We start from the raw sequence: 19,947 nt of genomic DNA on the forward strand, positions 1-19,947 counted from the left end.
CGATAAAAACTCTACATATGTTGCGAAGATCGTCAAGCGGCGCCCTTGCCCCCGCTCCGCGTTGCGGCCATGTCTCGCAGCCAGACACCGGGAGCCCGCATGAGCGTCGTCGCCGCCTACGCCTATGTCGATGGAAAGCGGGTGCGCGAGCTGCGGCTCGACGAGCCCGACGGCCTGACGCCGCGCGAGGGCGAGTTCGTCTGGATCGGGCTTGTTGAGCCCACGCAGGACGAGCTGCGGATCCTGCAGGAACGCTTCGACCTGCACCCGCTGGCCGTCGAGGACGCCCTGCACGCCCGGCAGATGCCCAAGGTCGACCTCTATGGAAACCAGCTGTTCGTGGTCGCCAAGACCGCCCAGATGGAAGCCGGCCGGGTCGTGTTCGGCGAGACCGAGATCTTCGTCGGCGACCGCCACCTGATCAGCGTGCGCCACGGCTCGGCCCGCGCGCACCTGGAGCTGCGCGCCCACCTCGAGGCCACGCCCGCCCTGCTGTCCAAGGGCGGCGATTACGTGCTGCACGCCATCCTCGACTTCATCGTCGACGGCTACCTGCCGGTGGTCGACGCGGTCGAGGACGAACTGGCCGAGATGGAGCACCGGGCGCTGGACGCCTTCCTCAGCCGCGCCGAGATCACCCGCCTCTTCACCCTGCGGCGCGAGCTGACCAAGTTCCTGCGGCTGCTGGGCCCCATGGCCCAGGTCGCCGGCTATCTGGAGCACCACGACACGCCGTGCATCGACGCCGACGTGAAGCCCTATTTCCGCGACGTGCGCGACCACATCGCCCGCATCGACCTGTTGATCGGCAGCCTGGGCGATGTGCTCAACTCGGTGTTCGAGGTCAGCTCGCTGCTGGAGCAGCAGCGCCAGGGCGTGATCACCCGCCAGCTGGCCGCCTGGGCCGCCATCCTGGCCGTGCCGACGGCGGTGGCGGGGATCTACGGCATGAACTTCGAGCACATGCCCGAGCTGAAGTGGGCGTTCGGCTATCCGGCGACGGTCGGCCTGATCGCCATCGTCTGCACCCTGCTCTATCGGCGGTTCAAGAAGGCGGGGTGGCTGTAGGGATCAGATGCTCCCCTCTAGGGCAGGGCTTCAGACGTGGATCAGGTTCAGAAAAAATCTGCCTTCCTGGGCCTTGTGCCCAGGATCCATCGTTCAGCATCCTCTGAACCGGACGTGTTCCTGAGGCCTCTCGGCTCCCCGAAGCGTCAAACTCGGAGCCCGCCGCCCGCATGGGTCCTGGGCACAAGGCCCAGGAAAGCATCTCTAATTTGCCCATGCCTCATCTGCGATAGCCCTACCCTTCAGGAGGGCCTTACCCCCCGACCGCCCCCGAGCCGAAGTCGAACTGCTCGGGCTTGGGCTTGCCGCCGCCGAAGGCCCAGGTGAAGCCGAAGAACGCCGCCCGCACATTGGCGGTGCGCACGGTCACGTCCTTCAGGGTCGGGGTGTCGGTGACGACCTTGTCCTCGAAGCTGTCCAGCGCGTCCTGCACCGTCACGACCAGCGACAGCCGGTCGTTGACCTTCCGGCGGTAGCCCAGATTGACCATCTGGAACGGCTCGCGGTGGCCCTGCGGGGTCAGGCGCTTGCCCGAGCTGAAGGCGTTGATCTGGAAGAAGTCCTTCGGCGTGGCCTGCCAGTTGACGTTGGCGCGGCCCGACAGGGTGGTGGCCGAGCGCGTGCCGGCAAAGCCCAGATTGGTCGCGTCGATCTCGTTCCAGAAGGCGTTGGCGCTGACGTTGTAGCTGATCTTCGGCGTCAGGCGGCCGTTGGCCACCAGCTCCAGCCCGCCGTTGCGGCTCTGGCTGAGGTTCTCGCGGGTGGTCAGCAGCACGCCGCCGCCCAGGTCGCGGACCACGTCGGTGACCACGCCGTCGCTGGTGCGGTAATAGGCCGTGGCCAGATAGTAGGCCGGGCCCTTGCGGTACTGCCAGCCCAACTCGAACGAGTCGGTGATCTGCGGTTTCAGGAAGGGGTTGCCGGCCCGGTAGTTCTGCGGGTCCTGGTAGACGGGATAGGGGTTCAGGTCCTGCACCTGCGGACGCTGGACGCGGCGGCTGTAGCTGGCCTTGAAGCTGTTGTTCTCGTTGACCGTGTAGCCCAGGTGCAGGCTGGGATAGACCTTGAAGTAGTCGTTCGAGGTCTTCTGGCCCGTGGTCGCCTGGTTGGCGTCGAACTGCACCTGCTCGGCCCTCAGCCCGCCCTGGGCGGTGAAGTCGCCGAAGGCGTGCTCGTAGGTGACGTAGGCCGCGTAGACGTCCTGGTCGTACAGGAAGCGGTTGGTGCGCGCGGCGCTGACCGTCAGGGCGTTCCAGGCCGGGCCGGTCTCGCCGTGATTGTCGTAGTCGTTCTTTGTCCACTCGAAATCGACGCCGGTCTTCAGCGTGCCGCCGCCGACGCCGGGCTGGGCGTAGTCGGTCTTGAAGTTGGTGCGCTTCTGCTTGGCCCCGAAGCCGAACCGCTCATAGAGGTCGCTGGCGGCGGCGTAGTCGTTGACGGCGGTGGAGTCGCGCGAGAAGTCGGTCTCCTCGTACTCTAGGTGCGCGGTCAGCAGGTGCTCGGCGCCCTTGAACTGGCGACGCCAGTCGGCGCTGACGCCAGCGTTGTCGCGCTTCATGTGGGCGTCGGTCGAGCGCGCGTAGTCGGAGGCCGAGCCGACATAGTCGTAGGTCTCCTCGCCCGTCGTATCGAACTTCATGCGGCGATAGCGGACCTCGCCGCTCAGGCGGTCCCTGGACGTGACGTCATAGTCGACGCCGCCGCGCAGATTGACCATGTCGCCCTTGTTCTCGAAGGCGCCGTCCTGGCTGCTGGCGCCGGCGGCGGTCTGGCGCTGGATCGACTGCCAGGCCTCCTGCTTCTCGTGGCGCAGGCCGACATCGCCCGACAGGGTCAGCTTGTCCTTCACGTAGTTGCCGCTGACGCCGCCGTTGTAGCGGCCGTCGGTGCTGGCGTTCAGGCGCACCGTGCCCGTGCCGCCGGGCTTGCGGGTCTTCTTGGTGACCAGGTTGATGATCCCGGCCGTGCCGTCGGGACGGAAGGCGGCCGAGGGGTTGGTCATCACCTCGACGCGGTCGATCTGGTCGGCCGGCATGGCCTGCAGGGCGTCGCCGCGGCCGTCGCCGTTGAACATGCCGGACGGCTTGCCGTCGATCAGGATGGTGACGCTGCTGTCGCCGCGCAGGCTGACATTACCCTGCACGTCGACCTCGACCGAGGGGATGTTGCGCAGGGCGTCGGCGATCGAGCCGGTGCGGGCGGAAAGGTCGTTGGCGACGCTGTAGCTGCGGCGGTCGATCGAGCTGCGCATGGCTGTGCTGTCGCCGGTGACCGTCACGCCTTCGACGGCGGCCGGGGCGGAAGCCTTCGGGGCGGGGGTCGGCGCGGCCGCCGGGGCGGCGGTCTGGGCCAGGGCCAGGCACGGCGCCGCGATCATGGCGGTGGCGGAAAGCAGGATGGTCTTCAGGCGCAAGGCGCGCTCCCCCGAGGTCGTCGGTCGAGGCGCCGCGAGCGGACGTTCCGCGCTGGTCTCGACCTTCAGCCGTAAAGCGCGGCTTTGATCGCGGAGCAAATTTCTTTTCGGCAATGTTCTTGCGCGGCGGAGACGATACTTGCGAATATCTCGCAAGTTCTTGCCCGAAAGCCGCGTTGGACGACGCCGGATGACAACGCTGCCATTGCCCCTTGCGAGGCGCGCCGGACCTGACACTATCCCCCCGCGACGAGGGCGGCGCCGCGAGCGGGAATCCCGCAAAAACGGCCGCTTGCGCGCTGATACCGGTAACACTAAGGTCGCCGGCAACTAAGGTCCCTACGGGGGCGCGTTAGGGATCAAACATGGCTCCTAGAGGGGGCCAGTTCGGGGAGGACTCCAGTGGCATCAGTTTCCAGCGCCGGACCAAGCGCCGGCATGAGCGCCGACGGCGCGAAGGTGAACATGGCCTTCGTCGCCGCCATCGTGGCCGTGGCCACCATCGGCGGCTTCATGTTCGGCTACGACAGCGGCGTCATCAACGGCACCCAGGAAGGCCTGAACAGCGCCTTCAAGCTCACCGAGTTCGGCACCGGCCTGAACGTCGCCGCCATCCTGATCGGCTGCGCTTTCGGCGCTTTCGCCGCGGGCCGCCTGGCCGACGTGTGGGGCCGCCGCACGGTGATGATCATCTCGGCCCTGCTGTTCGTGATCAGCGCCCTGGGCACGGGCGCGGCCCACACCTCGACCGTCTTCGTCATCTTCCGCCTGATCGGCGGCCTGGGCGTCGGCGCGGCCAGCGTGCTGTGCCCGGTCTACATCTCGGAAGTCACGCCCGCCAACATCCGCGGCCGCCTGTCGTCGGTGCAGCAGATCATGATCATCACCGGCCTGACCGGCGCGTTCGTGGCCAACTACGTGCTGGCCCACACCGCCGGCAGCTCGACCGCCGAGTTCTGGCTGGGCCTGCCCGCCTGGCGCTGGATGTTCTGGATGCAGGTCATCCCGGCCGGCGTGTTCTTCCTGGCCCTGCTGACCATTCCGGAAAGCCCGCGCTTCCTGGTCGCCAAGGGCAAGGACGCCCAGGCCGAGGCCATCCTGTCGCGCCTGTTCGGGGCCGGCACGGGCGCGGCCAAGGTCGCCGAGATCCGCGCCTCGCTGAGCGCCGACCACAAGCCGAAGTTCTCCGACCTGCTGGACCCCACGACCCGCAAGATCCGTCCGATCCTGTGGGCCGGCCTGGTCCTGGCGATCTTCCAGCAGTTCGTCGGCATCAACATCGTCTTCTACTACGGCTCGGTGCTGTGGCAGTCGGTGGGCTTCACCGAGGACGACAGCCTGAAGATCAACATCCTGTCGGGCGCCCTGTCGATCGTGGCGTGCCTGGCCGCCATCGCCCTGATCGACCGCATCGGCCGCAAGCCGCTGCTGCTGATCGGCTCGGCCGGCATGGCCGTGACCCTGGGCGTGCTGACCTGGTGCTTCTCGACCGCCACCACGGTCAACGGCGCCCTGCACCTGGACGCCTCGGTCGGCCCGATCGCCCTGGTCGCCGCCAACCTCTACGTGATCTTCTTCAACCTCTCCTGGGGTCCGGTCATGTGGGTCATGCTCGGCGAGATGTTCCCCAACCAGATGCGCGGCTCGGCCCTGGCCGTCGCCGGCTTCGCCCAGTGGATCGCCAACTTCGCCATCTCGTTCAGCTTCCCGGCCATGGCCAAGCTCAGCCTGTCGGCGACCTATGGCTTCTACGCGGCCAGCGCCGTGGTCTCGTTCTTCCTCGTCCAGAAGCTCATCCACGAGACCCGTGGCAAGGAGCTGGAGGCGATGGAGGGGTGAGGCAAAAACCTCCCCCTGTGGGGGAGGCGACCGCGAAGCGGTCGGTGGGGGGATGAAGGCCAGCGCCTCGGCGGCTGAAAACGCCCCCCCTCCGTCGCCTTCGGCGACACCTCCCCCACAGGGGGAGGTTCCTCGACAGACAAACGCCCGGGAGCCCCGCTCCCGGGCGTTTTCTTTTGCCCTCGCCAGTGACAGCGTTATCGTCGGAAAATGGGTCATGACACCGGTAGACAAAGCCGCTCCACGCCGCTTAAGTGACCGGTAACAGGCCAGCGCGACGCAGGATGCGCGGCCCAGTCTTCGGGAAGGAAACACATGGCCGACCTCAGCCGCCGCGGTGCTTTAGGCTCGCTTCTGACCGGAGCGGCAGCGGCCGCCGCCCTGCCCGCGGCGGCCGAAGGTGTCGGCTCCCTGCCCGCCAAGAGCGCGAGCGGACCGAACTGGACCAAGGGGATCGAAGGCCAGCGCAAGGCCGACCTCGGCGACGGGACCTTCCTAAATCCCATCCTGGCCGGCGACCATCCCGACCCGTCGATCCTCAAGGACGGCGACGACTACTACATGACCCACTCGTCGTTCGACGCCTATCCGGGCCTGCTGATCTGGCATTCGAAGGACCTGGTGAACTGGACGCCGGTGGCGCCGACCCTGAAGACCAACATCGGCTCGGTCTGGGCGCCGGAACTGTGCAAGCACAAGGGCCGCTACTACCTCTACATCCCGGCCAAGTTCCCCAAGAACAACACCAGCTACGTGATCTGGGCCGACAGGATCGAAGGCCCGTGGTCAGAGCCGATCGACCTGAAGCTGCCCGGCTATATCGACCCCGGCCACGTGGTCGACGAGAACGGCGAGCGCTGGCTGTTCCTGTCCGGCGGCGACCGCATCAGGCTGGCGCCGGACGGCCTGTCGACGGTGGGCAAGCCCGAGCACGTCTACGATCCCTGGCGCTATCCGGACGACTGGGACGTCGAGGGCTTCTCGCCCGAAGGCCCCAAGGTGATGAAGCGCGGCGACTGGTTCTACATGATCACCGCCGTGGGCGGCACGGCCGGCCCGCCGACCGGCCACATGGTCATCGCCGCCCGCGCCAGGTCGCTGGCCGGCCCGTGGGAGAACCATCCGAAGAACCCGCTGGTCCGCACCGTCGACAACGCCGAGAAGTGGTGGTCGCGCGGCCACGCCACCCTGGTCGAGGGCCCTACGCCCGGCGACTGGTGGACCGTCTATCACGGCTACGAGAACGGCTACTGGACGCTGGGCCGCCAGACCCTGCTGGCTCCGGTCACCTGGACCAAGGACGGCTGGTTCGAGATCGGCGGCGGGGATCTCGCCAAACCGATCAGGAAGCCCAAGGGCGGCAAGAGCGGCCCGCACGGCATGGCGCTGTCGGACGACTTCAGCGCCGACAAGTACGGCGTGCAGTGGAACTTCTTCGATCCCAAGCCGGGCGAGCAGGACCGCATCAGCCGCTCGAACGGCGTGCTGACCCTGAAGGGCGCCGGCGAGGCCCCATCGACGGGCTCGCCGCTGATCTTCGTCAATGGCGACCAGGCCTATGAGATCGAGTGCGAGATCGAGGTCGATCCGGAGACCCGGGCGGGGCTGATCCTGTTCTACGACCGCCAGCTCTATTGCGGCCTGGGGTTCGATACGAAGAACTTCGTCACCCACCAGTACGGCATCGAGCGTGGACGGCCTGCCAATCCGCATGGGAGCAAGATGCTCTTGCGCCTGCGCAACACCCGCCACATCGTCGCCTTCCACACCTCGGGAGACGGCGGCAAGACCTGGAAGCGGTTCGACCGCGGCATGGAGGTCAGCGGCTACCACCACAATGTGCGCGGCGGCTTCCTGATGCTGAAGCCGGGCCTCTACGCGGCCGGCAAGGGCTCGGCGCGGTTCCGGAACTTCAAGTACCGGGCGCTGGACTGATCTTAGATCCTCCCCCTCTGGGGGAGGTGGCCCAGAGGGCCGGAGGGGGCCAGCGCAGGCGCTAGACCCCCTCAGTCGCTCCGCGACAGCTCCCCCATAGGGGGAGCATCTTCCCTCCCAGACCTCGGAGCTGACATGCGCCTGAAGTCCCTCCTCCTCGCCGCCGCCCTTCTGGCGACGCCCCTCGCCGCCCACGCCCAGGAACCCGAGCCGCCGGTGTTCCGCGCGGTGAAGGTCGTGCTGGTCGGCGACTCCACCACCGCCGTGATCGGCGGCTGGGGTCCCAGCTTCTGCGGCCAGCACCTGACGTCGTTCGCCGCCTGCATCAACCTGGCGCGCGGCGGCCGCTCCAGCGGCAACTACCGCAGCGAGGGCTCGTGGCGCGTGGCGCTGAAGGAGATCGGCTCGGGCGGCTTCACCGACACCTATGTGCTGATCCAGTTCGGCCACAACGACCAGCCGGGCAAGCCGGGCCGCTCGACGGACCTCGCCACCGAGTTCCCCGCCAACCTGAAACGCTATGTCGAAGAGGTGCGCGCAGCCGGCGGCAAGCCGGTGCTGGTCACGCCGCTGACCCGTCGCCAGTTCAAGGACGGCAAGCTGATCGACGACCTCGCCCCCTGGGCCGACGCCACCCGCAAGGTCGCCGCCGAGACCGGCGCGCCGCTGGTGGACCTGCACGCCAGGTCCTACGCCGCCGTCCAGGCCATGGGCGCGGCGGAGGCCACGCGCTTCGCCCAGCAGCCGCCCCCGCCCGAAGTGCTGGCCGCCGCCCGCACGGGCACGACGATCAGCGCCCAGCCGGCCGCTCCCAGCGCGACGCCGGGCGCGACACCCGCAGCTCAGGCCCAGAACAACGCCGCCGTCGAGCCGATGGGCCAGGCCAAGCTGTCGTTCGACTACACCCACCTGGGCCGCGACGGCGCCGACTACTTCTCGAAGATCGTGACCGACGAACTGGCGGTCGCCGTGCCGGCGCTGCGGCGGTACCTGGTGCCGTAGGAGCCGCTTCCCCCCTGCTCGTCATCCCGGCCGAAGGCGCGCAGCGCCGCAGAGCCGGGACCCAGGGGCCGCCGCACAGCGTCGGCTGGCGATAGGATGGAGGACCCTGCCGCCGAGCCCGGTCCCCTGGGTCCCGGCTCTACGCTGCGCTACGGCCGGGATGACGATATTGGGTTGGCAGTTCTAAAGAGCCCCGCCTACCCCAGCAGGCAGGTCAGCACGGCCTTCATCGTCCGGGCGATCGCCGTGCGGTCCTGGTCGGGGTGGTTGACGCTGCGCATGACCAGGCCGTCGAACATCGCGCCGATCATCTCGGTGCGGGCGGCGAACTCCTCGTCGCTCCATTCAGGCTTGCGGCTGCGCTCCAGCATGCTGCGGGCCAGCAGGCGCTCCTGCTCGTCGGCGGCGCGGACAATGGCCGCGACCTTGGGATTGCGCGAGGCCTCGGCCATCACCTCCAGCACCAGCGGCGCGCGGCGCGGGTCGTAGCACTTGCCCACGGCCTCATCGATGTGCTCGAGCATGGCGTCGAGCAGCGTGCCGGGCCGGCTTTCCAGTTCGGCGAACTTCTCGCGCATCTCGGCCAGGTCCTGGGCGACGATCGCCGCGACCATGGCTTCCTTGTTCTCGAAGTAGCGATAGATCTGGCCCACGCTGAGGCCGGCGGCCTTGGCGATCTCGGCCATGCTTGCGCCGTGGAAACCCGATCGGCGCACGATGTCGCAGGCCGCATCCAGGATCTGTTGCCGGCGCGCTTCGGGCGTCGGCTTGGCGCTTGAACTCACGTCGACCATTGAGCGGTCCCGTTCTCCATTACATTTCCGTCAGGTCAACCGAGCTGGTCTGCCGGGGTGTTGACTTCGCCTTACCCCGGGCCTATGTCCAGCGCAATTGAGAATGAACGTTCATTCTCAAATTGTTCATCATAGGCGCGTCGTCAAGGGTCCCTCCCTCCTTGCGGCGCTCTGACGCTCCGGGGATATCCATGGCTATCAAACGTCCGCTCGCCGCTTCGGCGGTTCTTCTGGCGGCTGTCTCGCTCACCCTCGCCGCCTGCGGGCAAGGCAAAGGCGGAGCCGCGGGCGGCATGGGCGCGGGCGGGCCGACGCCCGTGGGCGTGGTGGTCGTGAAGACCGAGCCGGTGACCCTGACCAGCGAACTGCAGGGCCGCACCTCGGCCTACCTGGTCTCGGAAGTGCGTCCGCAGGTCGGCGGCATCGTCAAGTCGCGCCTGTTCCAGGAAGGCGGCTACGTCCGCGCCGGCCAGCCGCTCTACCAGATCGACCCGGCCACCTTCCAGGCGGCGGTCAACAGCGCCCAGGCGGGCCTGGCCCAGGCCCAGGCGACCTACACCGCCGCCAAGCTGAAGGCCGACCGCTACAAGGAGCTGGTCGCCGTCAACGCCGTCTCCAAGCAGGACAACGACGACGCCCAGGCCGCCGCCCAGCAGGCTCAGGCGAACGTCGCCGCCCAGAAGGCCGCCGTCGACAGCGCCCGCATCAACCTGGGCTGGACCCGCGTGGTCGCCCCGATCTCGGGCCGCATCGGCAAGAGCTCGGTGACCCCCGGCGCCCTGGTCACGGCCAGCCAGACCACCGCTCTGGCGACCATCCAGAACCTCGACAAGATCTATGTCGACCTGACCCAGTCGTCGGCCGAGTTGTTGGCCCTGCAGCGCGACCTGGCCGGCGGCCAGATCGGCCGCTCGGGCTCGGCCCAGGTCACCCTGAAGCTGGAAGACGGCTCGACCTATCCCGTCTCGGGCCGCCTGGAGTTCGCCGACGTCACCGTCGACCAGACCACCGGCTCGTTCGGCCTGCGCGCCACCTTCGACAACCCCAACGGCACCCTGCTGCCCGGCATGTACGTCCGCGCCACCCTCGGCAAGGGCGTGGCCTCCAACGGCGTGCTGATCCCGCAGGGCGGCGTCAGCCGCGACCCCAAGGGCAATGCGACCGTCATGGTCGTCGACGCCAAGGGCGCGGCCGAAACCCGTCCGATCACCGTCGGCCAGACGGTCGGCGACAAGTGGCTGGTCACCTCCGGCCTCAAGGTCGGCGACCAGGTCATCGTCGAAGGCCTGCAGAAGGTCCGTCCCGGCGCGCCCGTGAAGGCCGCCGTCATCACCGCTCAACGCTAAGGCCGGACCGTCATGTTGTCCCGTTTCTTCATCGACAGGCCCATCTTCGCGTGGGTCGTCGCCATCGTGATCATGCTGGCGGGGGCCCTGGCCATCCGCACGCTGCCGATCGCCCAGTATCCCGAGATCGCCCTGCCGCAGGTGTCGATCTCCGCCAACTATCCCGGCGCCTCGGCCAAGACGGTCGAAGACAGCGTCACCCAGGTCATCGAACAGAAGATGAAAGGCCTGGACGGGCTGGACTACATGTCGTCGACCAGCGACAGCTCCGGCTCGGCCACCACGACCCTGACCTTCAAGGCCGGCACCGACATCGACATCGCCCAGGTGCAGGTGCAGAACAAGCTGTCGAGCGCCGAGGCCCTGCTTCCCCAAGAGGTGCAGCAGCAAGGCCTGACGGTCGCCAAGTCGGCCCGTAACTTCATGATGGTCGTCGGCCTCTATTCCGAGGATCCGAAGGCCACCAACACCGACCTGGCCGACTACATCTCGTCCAACATCCAGGACCCGCTGAGCCGCGTCGACGGCGTCGGCGACGTGCAGCTGTTCGGCGCCCAGTACGCCATGCGCATCTGGCTCGACCCGAACAAGCTGTCCGCCTACAGCCTGACCCCGGCCGACGTTTCGAGCGCCATCACGGCGCAGAACGCCCAGGTCTCGGCCGGCCAGCTGGGCGGCACGCCCAACCTGCCGGGCACCGCGCTGAACGCCACGATCACGGCCCAGTCGCGCCTGCAGACGCCGGAAGAGTTCGAGAACATCATCGTCAAGAACAGCACCGGCGGCGCCATCGTCCACCTGCGCGACGTCGCCCGCGTCGAGCTGGGCGCCGAAAGCTACGTCTCGAACGCCAAGTTCAACGGCAAGCCGGCCGCGGGTCTGGCCATCAAGCTGGCCCCCGGCGCCAACGCGCTCGACACCGCCAAGGCGGTGAAGGAGCGCATGGCGCAGCTCGAAAAGAGCTTCCCGACCAGCTACCGCTACGTCGTGCCCTACGACTCCACGCCGTTCGTGGAGCTGTCGATCCACGAAGTGATCAAGACGCTGATCGAAGCGATCATCCTCGTCTTCATCGTCATGTTCCTGTTCCTGCAGAACTGGCGCGCGACCCTGATCCCGACCATCGCCGTCCCGGTCGTCCTCCTGGGCACCTTCGGCATCCTCGCGGCCTTCGGCTACTCCATCAACACCCTGACCATGTTCGGCCTGGTGCTGGCCATCGGCCTGCTCGTCGACGACGCCATCGTCGTGGTCGAGAACGTCGAGCGGGTGATGAGCGAGGAAGGGCTTTCGCCCCTCGAGGCGACCCGCAAGTCGATGACCGAGATCACCGGCGCCCTGATCGGCATCGCGCTGGTGCTGTCGGCGGTGTTCGTGCCCATGGCCTTCTTCAGCGGCTCGCAGGGCGTCATCTACCGTCAGTTCTCGATCACCATCGTCTCGGCGATGGGCCTGTCGGTCATCGTCGCCCTGATCCTGACCCCGGCGCTCTGCGCCACCATGCTGAAGCCGTCGAGCCGCGGCCACGGCGAGCCGCTCCAGACCGACCACAAGGGTCCGCTGGGCGCGATCGTCAATTTCTTCAACCGCTTCTTCAACTGGTTCAACCGCAGCTTCAACGACGTCTCGGGCCGCTACCAGAACGGCGTCCGCGGCATCCTGGGCAAGAGCGTCCGCTGGATGGCCATCTACGGCGCGATCATCCTGGTCATGGGCCTGCTGTTCGTCCGCCTGCCCAGCGCCTTCCTGCCGGAAGAGGACCAGGGGATCATGATCACCCTCGTCCAGCTGCCGCCGGGCGCCACCGAGGAACGCACCCAGGGCGTGCTGGACCAGGTCCGCAGCCACTTCCTGGAAGGCGAGAAGGACGCCGTGCAGTCGGTGTTCACCGTCTCGGGCTTCAGCTTCAGCGGCGCGGGCCAGAACGCCGGTCTCGCCTTCGTCCGCCTGAAGGACTTCGACGAGCGCAAGGCCGCCAACCTCAAGGCCGCGGCCGTCGCCGGGCGCGCCATGGGGGCCTTCGGCCAGATCCGCGACGCGATGGTGTTCGCCATCGTGCCGCCGGCGGTGCCGGAACTGGGCACCTCGTCGGGCTTCGACTTCCAGCTGCAGGACATCGGCGGCGTGGGCCATGACGCCCTCACCGCCGCCCGCAACCAGGTTCTGGGCATGGCCGCCCAGGATCCCAACCTGGTCGGCGTGCGTCCCAACGGCCAGGAAGACACCCCGCAGCTGAAGATCGACATCGACCAGGCCAAGGCCGGGGCGATGGGCCTGACCACCTCGGACATCAACGCCGCCCTCAGCGCCGCGTGGGGCGGGTCGTACATCAACGACTTTGTCGACCGCGGCCGGGTGAAGAAGGTCTACCTGCAGGCCGACGCCCAGTACCGGATGAAGCCGGAAGACCTCAACAACTGGTACGTGCGCAACAGCACCGGCCAGATGGTGCCCTTCTCGGCCTTCGCCACGACCCACTGGATCTACGGCTCGCCGCGTCTCGAGCGCTACAACGGCCTGTCGTCGATGAACATCCAGGGCTCGCCGGCCCCGGGCAAGAGTTCGGGCGACGCGATGGCCGCGATGGAGAAGATCGCCGCCCAGCTGCCGGCCGGCATCAGCTTCGAATGGACCGGCCTGTCGGCCCAGGAACGCGAGGCGGGCAACCAGGCTCCGGCCCTGTACGCCATCTCGATCCTGGTGGTGTTCCTGCTGCTGGCGGCCCTCTACGAGAGCTGGTCGATCCCGCTGTCGGTGATCATGGTCATTCCGCTCGGCATCGTCGGCGCCCTGCTGGCGACCACCCTGCGCGGCCTGTCCAACGACATCTACTTCCAGGTGGGCCTGCTGACGACCATGGGCCTGGCGGCCAAGAACGCCATCCTGATCGTCGAGTTCGCCAAGGAGATCTTCGAGCGCACCGGCGACCTTGTGGAAGCCACGCTGGAAGCCGTCCGCATCCGTCTGCGTCCGATCATCATGACCTCGCTGGCCTTCGTCTTCGGCGTTCTGCCGCTTGCGATCTCCAACGGGGCCGGATCGGGCAGCCAGCACGCGATCGGCACGGGCGTCATCGGCGGCATGCTGTCGGCGACCGTCCTGGCGATCTTCTTCGTCCCGCTGTTCTTCGTGATCGTCGAACGGATCTTCAAGCCCAAGCCCCGTCACCAAGACGAGGCCCCCGCCGCTCCGGCCGAGAGCCACTGAGATGCTTCGTAATCTGACCCTCACCCTGCTGGCGGCGAGCGCGCTTTCCGCCTGCACCCTGGCTCCCCCGCACGAGCGTCCGGCCCTGCCGGTCGCCACGACCTGGCCCACGGCTTCGGCCAACGGTTCGAGCGTGAGCGCCGGCGACCTGGCCTGGAAACAGGTCTTCGAAGATCCCCGCCTGGCGGGGACGATCGAGCTGGCCTTGGCCAACAACCGCGACCTTAGGGTCGCGGTGCTCAACATCGACAAGGCCCGGGCGACCTACCGCGTCCAGCGCGCCGACCTGCTGCCGGGCGTCAACGCCTCGCTCAGCGAGACTCGCAGCCACACCCCGGCGGCGACCTCGCAGACCGGTTCGGCGCTCGAGGTCGAGGCCTTCAGCGCCGGCATCGGCGTCACCTCCTACGAGGTCGACCTGTTCGGTCGGGTCCGCAGCCTGTCGAACGTCGCCCTGCAGAGCTATCTGTCGACGGCCGAGACCGCCCGCGCGACCCAGATCAGCCTGATCGCCGAGACGGCCAACGCCTGGCTGACCCTGGCCGCCGACCAGGACCTGCTGTCCCTGGCCAAGGACACGCTGAAGAGCCGCGAGGACAGCCTCGCCCTCACCCAGCGCCAGTTCGACGCCGGCGCCGTCTCGCAGCTGGACCTGCGCGCCTCGCAGACCCTGGCCGAGACCGCCCGTTCCGACGTCGCGACCTACACGGCCCAGGTCGAGCAGGACAGGAACGCCCTGCGCCTGCTGGCCGGGACCGACGTGCCGGCCGACCTGCTGCCGGCCGGCGGCCTGATCACCGCGCAGATCCTGTCGGACCTGCCGGCGGGCGTGCCGTCCGACGTGCTGACCCGCCGTCCGGACGTCATCGCGGCCGAGCACAGCCTGATGGGGGCGGAAGCCAATATCGGCGCGGCCCGCGCGGCCTTCTTCCCGCAGATCAGCCTGACCGGCTCGTACGGCAGCGCCAGCGGCGACCTGGGCGACCTGTTCAAGGGCGGCACCAAGAGCTGGAGCTTCGGCCCCAGCATCACCCTGCCGATCTTCGCCGGCGGGGCCAACAAGGCCAATCTGGACGGCGCCAAGGCCAGCCAGAAGATCGCGGTGGCGACCTACGAGAAGACCGTGCAGACGGCCTTCCGCGAGGTGGCCGACGCCCTGGCGACCCAGGCCACCATCGGCGACCGACTGGCCGCCCAGGAACGCCTGGCCGCCGCCGCCGCCGACACCGCGCGCCTGACCAAGCTGCGCTACGACCGCGGCGTCGACAGCTCCCTGACCCTGCTGGACGCCCAGCGTTCGCAGTATTCGGCCCAGCAGGGCCTGATCAACGCGCGCCTGGCCCGGGCCAGCAACCTGGTCACGCTCTACAAGGTTCTCGGCGGCGGCGCCCCGAAAGCCTGACCTACCGGGGAGGGTCTCGGCCCTCCCCTCTTCCATCCCCGCGCGACGGTGCGGGGCTGATCGCGGCGGCATCCCCCCGGACACGCCGCGACCGGAAGGGGCGCGTCACCCCCCCAATCCCAGGCGCGCCCCTTCCACCCCTCTCTTTTCAGATCAGCGACAGCCTAAGCCGTGCGTGGCCCTCGTCCTTCGACAAGCTCAGGATGAGGACCAAGGTCATGGCCGCTCAGGGAGAAACCTCACCCTGAGCCTGTCGAAGGGCGAGGTTTCCGCCCCCGATCCCATCTCCAGTCGCCCGTGCAGGTCGTCCAGCCAAAGGGCGCAGGCCGCGCGGATCGCCGGATCGACCGCCGCGCGCTTGGCCGCGCCGTCGGGCCGGAAGGCCTGGCCGGGCGACTTGGCGTCGGTCCCCGCCGCCGCCGCCATCGCCTGCCGCTCCGCCGCCGTCGGCGACCAGCCGAAGTGCGGCAGGACGCGCGCGGTCACCGCCGCCGGCAGGGCGTCGTAATTGACCAGCAGCCCCGCCCCGTCGCGCCCGAAGGCGTCCAGCATCGCCTCGCCGATCGCCGCCAGCACCCGAGCGCGATAGTCGACGTCGGGAACCGCTGGCTCGGCCAGGCCAAACACCGCCGGCGCCACCACGGCCGGAACCATCTGCTCGCCCACGCCCCGCGCATGCGACACCAGCACCTCGTCCGGCGACCGGTAGAGGTGGATCCAGGGCGCGTGCGGAAAGGCCTCGCGCAGCAGGTCGAAGGCCATGGCGTGCCAGCAGTCGAGCTTGAGGAACAGCCGCCCCTCTCCCGCCCCGCGCGACCGGCCCAGCGCCGCGACCACGCCGCGCAGCAGCACGACCTTGCGCTCGCGGGGCAGTTCCGAGCGGACCACCGCGTCGATCGGCGCGGCCTCCGACAGCACGGTCGTCCCCTCCGGCGCGCCCAGCATCCGGCCGACCAGGGTCGAGCCGCAGCGCGACATGTGGAAGATCAGGCCGTCGGGCGCGGGACCGGCCAGGCCCTCCAGCGCGGCCAGCCGCGTGCGCGGGGCCAGCAGCCGGTTCAGCGGCGCGTGCCGCACCGCGCCGACGCTCTCGCCGAAGAACGGCTCGTCCAGCCGCCGCGCGCCGAAGAAGGCCCAGTCGACCGCGTCCTCGTCCGGCCGCACGGCGACCGGCAGCCAGCCGGCCGGCGGCGCGGCCCGCAGCGACAGAACCGTCCGGCGATCGAGCGCCGCCCGGATCGCCTCGCGCTCCAGCCCGATCCCCCAGGCCGCCGCCAGCGGTTCGAGGGCGGCGACCAGATCCTCGTCGCGGAACAGCGCCGCCAGCCGCGCGCAGGCCTGCGGCTCGGCCAGCAGCCGCGCGATCAGAGCGTCCCGGGCATCGCCCGCCGAAAGTTGCATGCCCGCCCCGAGCCCTTGTCGGTTGAGAGACGGCACAATAGTTTCGGACGATGAGATTTCCAGACCGCTTGCAGCTGCCCTTCGCGTTCGACGCCGAGCGGCTGCGCGCGGACCTGGCGGCGCTGGCGGCCTCCACCGACTGGATCGCCCACTTCGTCACCCAGAACTACGACGGCGACTGGAGCGTCATCCCCCTGCGCAGCGCCGCCGGCGCGACCCATCCGGTGATGATGATCTATTCGGATCCGGGCGCGACGGCGTTCGAGGACACCCCGTTCCTGGCCCCCTGCCCCTATTTCCGCGGCGTGATCGCCGCCTTCCCGTTCGAGGCGACCAGCGCGCGGCTGATGAAGCTGGCCCCCGGCTCGGTCATCAAGACCCACAGCGACGAGGACCTCGACGCCACCTCCGCCCTGGTCCGCTTTCACGTGCCGGTGGTCACCAATCCCGACGTCGACTTCCGCCTCAACGGCCGGCGGGTGGTCATGGAGGCCGGCAGCGCCTGGTACCTGAAACTCACCGACCCCCACAGCGTCGCCAACCATGGAACCGAAGACCGCGTGCACCTGGTCATCGACGGCCGGGTGAACGACTGGGTGCGGGGGTTGTTCGCGGAGGCGGAGGAGGTCGCGGTCTAGAAGCCTCTCAAGGGCTCAAAAGCTCGCCTCCCCCGCCCTCGTGGCGAGGGTCCATGTCGGCGACCGCTCAAACCTCGGCCCGGCGCGAAAGGTCTGAGCGGCTGAACGATGGGCCCTGGGCACGAGGCCCAGGGAAGCAGGATTTCTGGCGTCCGAGCGTCGGGGTTCGGAAGACCCCCTACGCCCCCACCAGCGTGAACTGCGCGTTCAGCCCGTCCACCGCGCTGTTGGCCACCCACAGGTCGAACAGGCCCGGCTCGGCGAGCCAGCCGTTTTCGCCGTAGAAGGCCAGGCTCTCGCGCTGCAGGACGAAGGTCACCTCGCGGGTTTCGCCGGGCTTGAGGTCCACGCGCGTGAAGCGCTTGAGCTCGCGCACCGGCCGCGTGCGGCTGGCCACCCGGTCGCGGACATAGAGCTGCACCACGTGGGTCCCGGCGATCTTGCCGGTGTTCCTGACCTTGGCGGTGATCCGCAGGCGATCGTTCCAGGCCAGGCTGGTCGTCGACAGCTTCAGGTCCGACAGGGCGAAGGTGGTGTAGGAAAGCCCGTAGCCGAAAGGATAGAGCGCCTCGTTCTTCACCGTCCGCCAGCGGGCCTTGTACTCCTGGATCTCGCTGTCGGCGGGCGCGGGCCGGCCGGTGGTGCGGTGATTGTAGGCGTAGGGCTGCTGGCCGCTCTCGTACGGGAAGCTGACCGGCAGGCGGCCCGAGGGGTTCACCGCGCCGAACACCACGTCGGCCACCGCGTGGCCGGTCTCGGTGCCCAGGAACCAGGTGGCCAGGATCGCCGGGGCGTTCTTGACCGCCCCGTCCAGCACCAGGGCCCGGCCGTGGCGCAGCAGCACGACGGTGGGCTTGCCGACGGCGGCGACGGCCTCGGCCAGCAGCATCTGCGGCCGGGGGATGCCGATGTCGGTGCGCGACTGGGCCTCGCCCGACATGTTCTGGCCCTCGCCGATCGCCAGCACGACGATGTCGGCGTTCTGGGCGGCGGCGACCGCCGCCTCGATCCCGCCGCGGATCGAGGCCTCGACCTCGCAGCCCTTGGCGGTGCGCAGCAGGTTGGGGTCCTCGAGCGCCTGGCGGAAGCCGGAGGCCAGATCCACGCCCAGGCTCTTGTCGCCGAAGAAGGCCCACGGCCCCAGGATGTTGTCGCGGTCCTCGGCGAAGGGGCCGATCAGGGCGATGCGCTTGCCCGATCGCGGCAGCGGCAAGAGGTTCCCGTCGTTCTTCAGCAGCACGATCGAGCGGCCGCCGGCCTCGCGGCTGAGGGCGCGCATCTGCGGCGTCGCGGTGCGGGCGGCCTGGGCCTTGGGGTCGATCGAGCGGAACGGCTGGTCGAACAGGCCGATGGCCTCCTTCAGCATCAGCACCCGGCGCACGGCCTGGTCGACCACGGCGATCGGCACGGCGCCGGCGGCCACCAGCTCGGGCAGGTAGCGGCTGTAGAGCCCGCTCTGCATGCTGATGTCGACGCCGGCCAGGATCGCCAGGCGCGCGGCGTCGCGGTCGTCGGCGGCGTAGCCGTGGGCCACCAGCTCCTGGTCGGCGGTGTAGTCGGAGATCACCACGCCGCGGAACTTCCACTCGCCGCGCAGCAGGTCGGTCAGCAGGGCCTTGTTGGCCGTGGCCGGCACGCCGTTGATGTCGTTGAAGGCCGACATGGCGGTGAGGCACCCGGCCTCGAAGGCGGCCTGGAACGGCGGCAGGTGCACCTCCCGCAGCGTCGCCTCGGAGATCTCGACGGTGTTGTAGTCCATGCCCGCGGCCACCGCGCCGTAGGCGGCGAAGTGCTTGGCGCAGGCCAGCATCGAGTCCGGCGCGGTCAGGTTGGGTCCCTGGAAGCCGCGCACCCGGGCCTGGGCCAGGGCCTCGCCAAGGAACACGTCCTCGCCCGAGCCCTCGGCCACCCGGCCCCAGCGCTCGTCGCGGGCGACGTCGACCATCGGCGCGAAGGTCCAGTGCAGGCCGTGGGCCGTGGCCTCCTGCGCGGCCGCCCGGGCGGTGCGCTCGGCCAGCGGCGGGTCGAAGGCGGCGGCCTCGGCCAGGGGGATCGGATAGACGGTCTTGAAGCCGTGGATGACGTCGGCCGCCAGCAGCAGCGGGATCCCCAGACGCGAATGCTCCACCGCCGCCGTCTGGGCCAGCAGCGCGCCCTCGACGCCGACGCCGTTCATCAGCGTGCCGATCTTGCCCGCCCGGGTCTCGGCCAGCAGCTGCTGGGTGTTGCGCAGGTTCACCGCCGGGTTCATGTCGCCCACCGGCGGGCGGATCATGTCGGCGTAGCAGGAAAGCTGCCCGGCCTTCTCCTCGATGGTCATCTGGGCGATCAGCGCCTCGACGCGATCCGAGCCTCGCCCCTGCGCCGCCGCCCGGCCGGCCAGGGCCAGCCCCGCGATCCCGGCGCCGCCCGCCATAAGTCCGCGACGGCTGATCCCTTCAAGCCGCGCCTCACGCCGATCCATAGAATCCCTTCCGACAGCCTTTCGGCGGGCAACCTCGCCGAGGACGGCCCGTCGCGCAACGGCTCGCCCGCTGCGAGGCGAACCGGCCCCGAACTTGAACCGTCCGCTTGCGTTATCAGTCTGGCTGAAGGGAGACACGACCATGACCGCCCAATGGCGCATCGAGATCCGACTGGGCGAGGGACACGCCCCCCTGCGCAGCGCGCTGGTCGAGGCCGACACCGAGGTCGAGGCCCTGCGCCAGGTGCTCGAAGAGGCCGAACGCGACCACGTGGCCGCCGAGGAACTGCTGCAGGACGGCCAGGAAGAGGTGTTCTCCCGCACCGAGGTGATTGACGGACATGTCGAGCACCAGGCCGAGGCCTGAGGCGACGCCGAAGGGTTGAGGCCCTCGGCCGCTACAACTTCGTTGACAGCGTTGTCAAACCATAGTGCTGT

Annotated in this window: 13 protein-coding genes and 1 pseudogene; 9 read left to right on the forward strand and 5 right to left on the reverse strand. The window is 69.1% G+C overall.

The window, feature by feature from the left end:
- Window positions 1-99 precede the first annotated feature (99 nt).
- A complete protein-coding gene (locus AC07N1_RS06380) occupies window positions 100-1,068 on the forward strand; it encodes a magnesium and cobalt transport protein CorA (protein WP_494671040.1) in 969 nt (322 codons plus the stop codon).
- A gap of 253 nt (window positions 1,069-1,321) precedes the next feature.
- On the opposite strand, the gene AC07N1_RS06385 is transcribed toward AC07N1_RS06380, so the two are convergent.
- Window positions 1,322-3,481 (reverse strand): TonB-dependent receptor domain-containing protein, encoded by a 2,160-nt coding sequence (locus AC07N1_RS06385; protein ID WP_494671041.1) that lies wholly within the window; start codon window positions 3,479-3,481, stop codon window positions 1,322-1,324.
- A 402-nt stretch (window positions 3,482-3,883) separates the two neighbouring features.
- On the opposite strand from AC07N1_RS06385, the gene AC07N1_RS06390 reads away from it, so the two are divergent.
- From AC07N1_RS06390 to AC07N1_RS06400, 3 genes are all read left to right on the forward strand, one after another.
- The gene (locus tag AC07N1_RS06390; protein ID WP_494671042.1) at window positions 3,884-5,320 is read left to right on the forward strand and encodes a sugar porter family MFS transporter; all 1,437 of its coding nucleotides are present in this window, start codon (window positions 3,884-3,886) and stop codon (window positions 5,318-5,320) included.
- A gap of 315 nt (window positions 5,321-5,635) precedes the next feature.
- Window positions 5,636-7,255 (forward strand): family 43 glycosylhydrolase, encoded by a 1,620-nt coding sequence (locus tag AC07N1_RS06395; protein WP_494671043.1) that lies wholly within the window; start codon window positions 5,636-5,638, stop codon window positions 7,253-7,255.
- A 135-nt stretch (window positions 7,256-7,390) separates the two neighbouring features.
- A complete protein-coding gene (locus AC07N1_RS06400) occupies window positions 7,391-8,257 on the forward strand; it encodes a rhamnogalacturonan acetylesterase (protein ID WP_494671044.1) in 867 nt (288 codons plus the stop codon).
- A gap of 20 nt (window positions 8,258-8,277) precedes the next feature.
- Here AC07N1_RS06400 and AC07N1_RS06405 read toward each other — a convergent pair.
- A pseudogene (locus tag AC07N1_RS06405) lies at window positions 8,278-8,438 on the reverse strand (hypothetical protein); the annotation flags it as partial.
- A 16-nt stretch (window positions 8,439-8,454) separates the two neighbouring features.
- Window positions 8,455-9,051: a TetR/AcrR family transcriptional regulator gene (locus AC07N1_RS06410; RefSeq protein WP_494671045.1), complete on the reverse strand. Its 597-nt coding sequence runs from the start codon at window positions 9,049-9,051 to the stop codon at window positions 8,455-8,457.
- Window positions 9,052-9,242: 191 nt separating this feature from the next.
- On the opposite strand from AC07N1_RS06410, the gene AC07N1_RS06415 reads away from it, so the two are divergent.
- The 3 genes from AC07N1_RS06415 to AC07N1_RS06425 are packed head-to-tail and all read left to right on the forward strand — an operon-like array spanning window position 9,243 to window position 15,006.
- Window positions 9,243-10,397, forward strand: coding sequence for an efflux RND transporter periplasmic adaptor subunit (locus tag AC07N1_RS06415; protein ID WP_494671046.1), 1,155 nt, complete (start codon window positions 9,243-9,245; stop codon window positions 10,395-10,397).
- A gap of 12 nt (window positions 10,398-10,409) precedes the next feature.
- Window positions 10,410-13,604, forward strand: coding sequence for an efflux RND transporter permease subunit (locus AC07N1_RS06420; RefSeq protein ID WP_494671047.1), 3,195 nt, complete (start codon window positions 10,410-10,412; stop codon window positions 13,602-13,604).
- Window position 13,605: 1 nt separating this feature from the next.
- Window positions 13,606-15,006, forward strand: coding sequence for an efflux transporter outer membrane subunit (locus tag AC07N1_RS06425; RefSeq protein WP_494671048.1), 1,401 nt, complete (start codon window positions 13,606-13,608; stop codon window positions 15,004-15,006).
- A 216-nt stretch (window positions 15,007-15,222) separates the two neighbouring features.
- Here AC07N1_RS06425 and AC07N1_RS06430 read toward each other — a convergent pair whose 3' ends face one another.
- Window positions 15,223-16,407 (reverse strand): sulfotransferase family protein, encoded by a 1,185-nt coding sequence (locus AC07N1_RS06430; protein WP_494671049.1) that lies wholly within the window; start codon window positions 16,405-16,407, stop codon window positions 15,223-15,225.
- Between the two features lie 68 nt (window positions 16,408-16,475).
- Here AC07N1_RS06430 and AC07N1_RS06435 point away from each other — a divergent pair, with 68 nt between their 5' ends.
- A complete protein-coding gene (locus AC07N1_RS06435; protein ID WP_494671050.1) occupies window positions 16,476-17,045 on the forward strand; it encodes an aspartyl/asparaginyl beta-hydroxylase domain-containing protein in 570 nt (189 codons plus the stop codon).
- A 178-nt stretch (window positions 17,046-17,223) separates the two neighbouring features.
- On the opposite strand, the gene bglX is transcribed toward AC07N1_RS06435, so the two are convergent.
- The gene (bglX, locus tag AC07N1_RS06440) at window positions 17,224-19,509 is read right to left on the reverse strand and encodes a beta-glucosidase BglX (protein ID WP_494671051.1); all 2,286 of its coding nucleotides are present in this window, start codon (window positions 19,507-19,509) and stop codon (window positions 17,224-17,226) included.
- 142 nt (window positions 19,510-19,651) lie between these two features.
- Between bglX and AC07N1_RS06445 the strand changes: the two genes are divergently transcribed.
- Window positions 19,652-19,876, forward strand: coding sequence for a hypothetical protein (locus AC07N1_RS06445; RefSeq protein WP_494671052.1), 225 nt, complete (start codon window positions 19,652-19,654; stop codon window positions 19,874-19,876).
- Window positions 19,877-19,947 lie beyond the last annotated feature (71 nt).

It is taken from the genome of Caulobacter sp. GW821-FHT09B11 (assembly GCF_059418205.1).

Bases quoted from the DNA above. Each gene is read 5' to 3' on its own strand.
- AC07N1_RS06420 (WP_494671047.1), top strand. From the start codon at position 10,410: ATGTTGTCCCGTTTCTTCATCGACAGGCCCATCTTCGCGTGGGTCGTC.
- AC07N1_RS06380 (WP_494671040.1), top strand. From the start codon at position 100: ATGAGCGTCGTCGCCGCCTACGCCTATGTCGATGGAAAGCGGGTGCGC.
- bglX (WP_494671051.1), bottom strand. From the start codon at position 19,509: ATGGATCGGCGTGAGGCGCGGCTTGAAGGGATCAGCCGTCGCGGACTT.
- AC07N1_RS06445 (WP_494671052.1), top strand. From the start codon at position 19,652: ATGACCGCCCAATGGCGCATCGAGATCCGACTGGGCGAGGGACACGCC.
- AC07N1_RS06430 (WP_494671049.1), bottom strand. From the start codon at position 16,407: ATGCAACTTTCGGCGGGCGATGCCCGGGACGCTCTGATCGCGCGGCTG.
- AC07N1_RS06395 (WP_494671043.1), top strand. From the start codon at position 5,636: ATGGCCGACCTCAGCCGCCGCGGTGCTTTAGGCTCGCTTCTGACCGGA.
- AC07N1_RS06400 (WP_494671044.1), top strand. From the start codon at position 7,391: ATGCGCCTGAAGTCCCTCCTCCTCGCCGCCGCCCTTCTGGCGACGCCC.
- AC07N1_RS06415 (WP_494671046.1), top strand. From the start codon at position 9,243: ATGGCTATCAAACGTCCGCTCGCCGCTTCGGCGGTTCTTCTGGCGGCT.
- AC07N1_RS06425 (WP_494671048.1), top strand. From the start codon at position 13,606: ATGCTTCGTAATCTGACCCTCACCCTGCTGGCGGCGAGCGCGCTTTCC.
- AC07N1_RS06410 (WP_494671045.1), bottom strand. From the start codon at position 9,051: ATGGTCGACGTGAGTTCAAGCGCCAAGCCGACGCCCGAAGCGCGCCGG.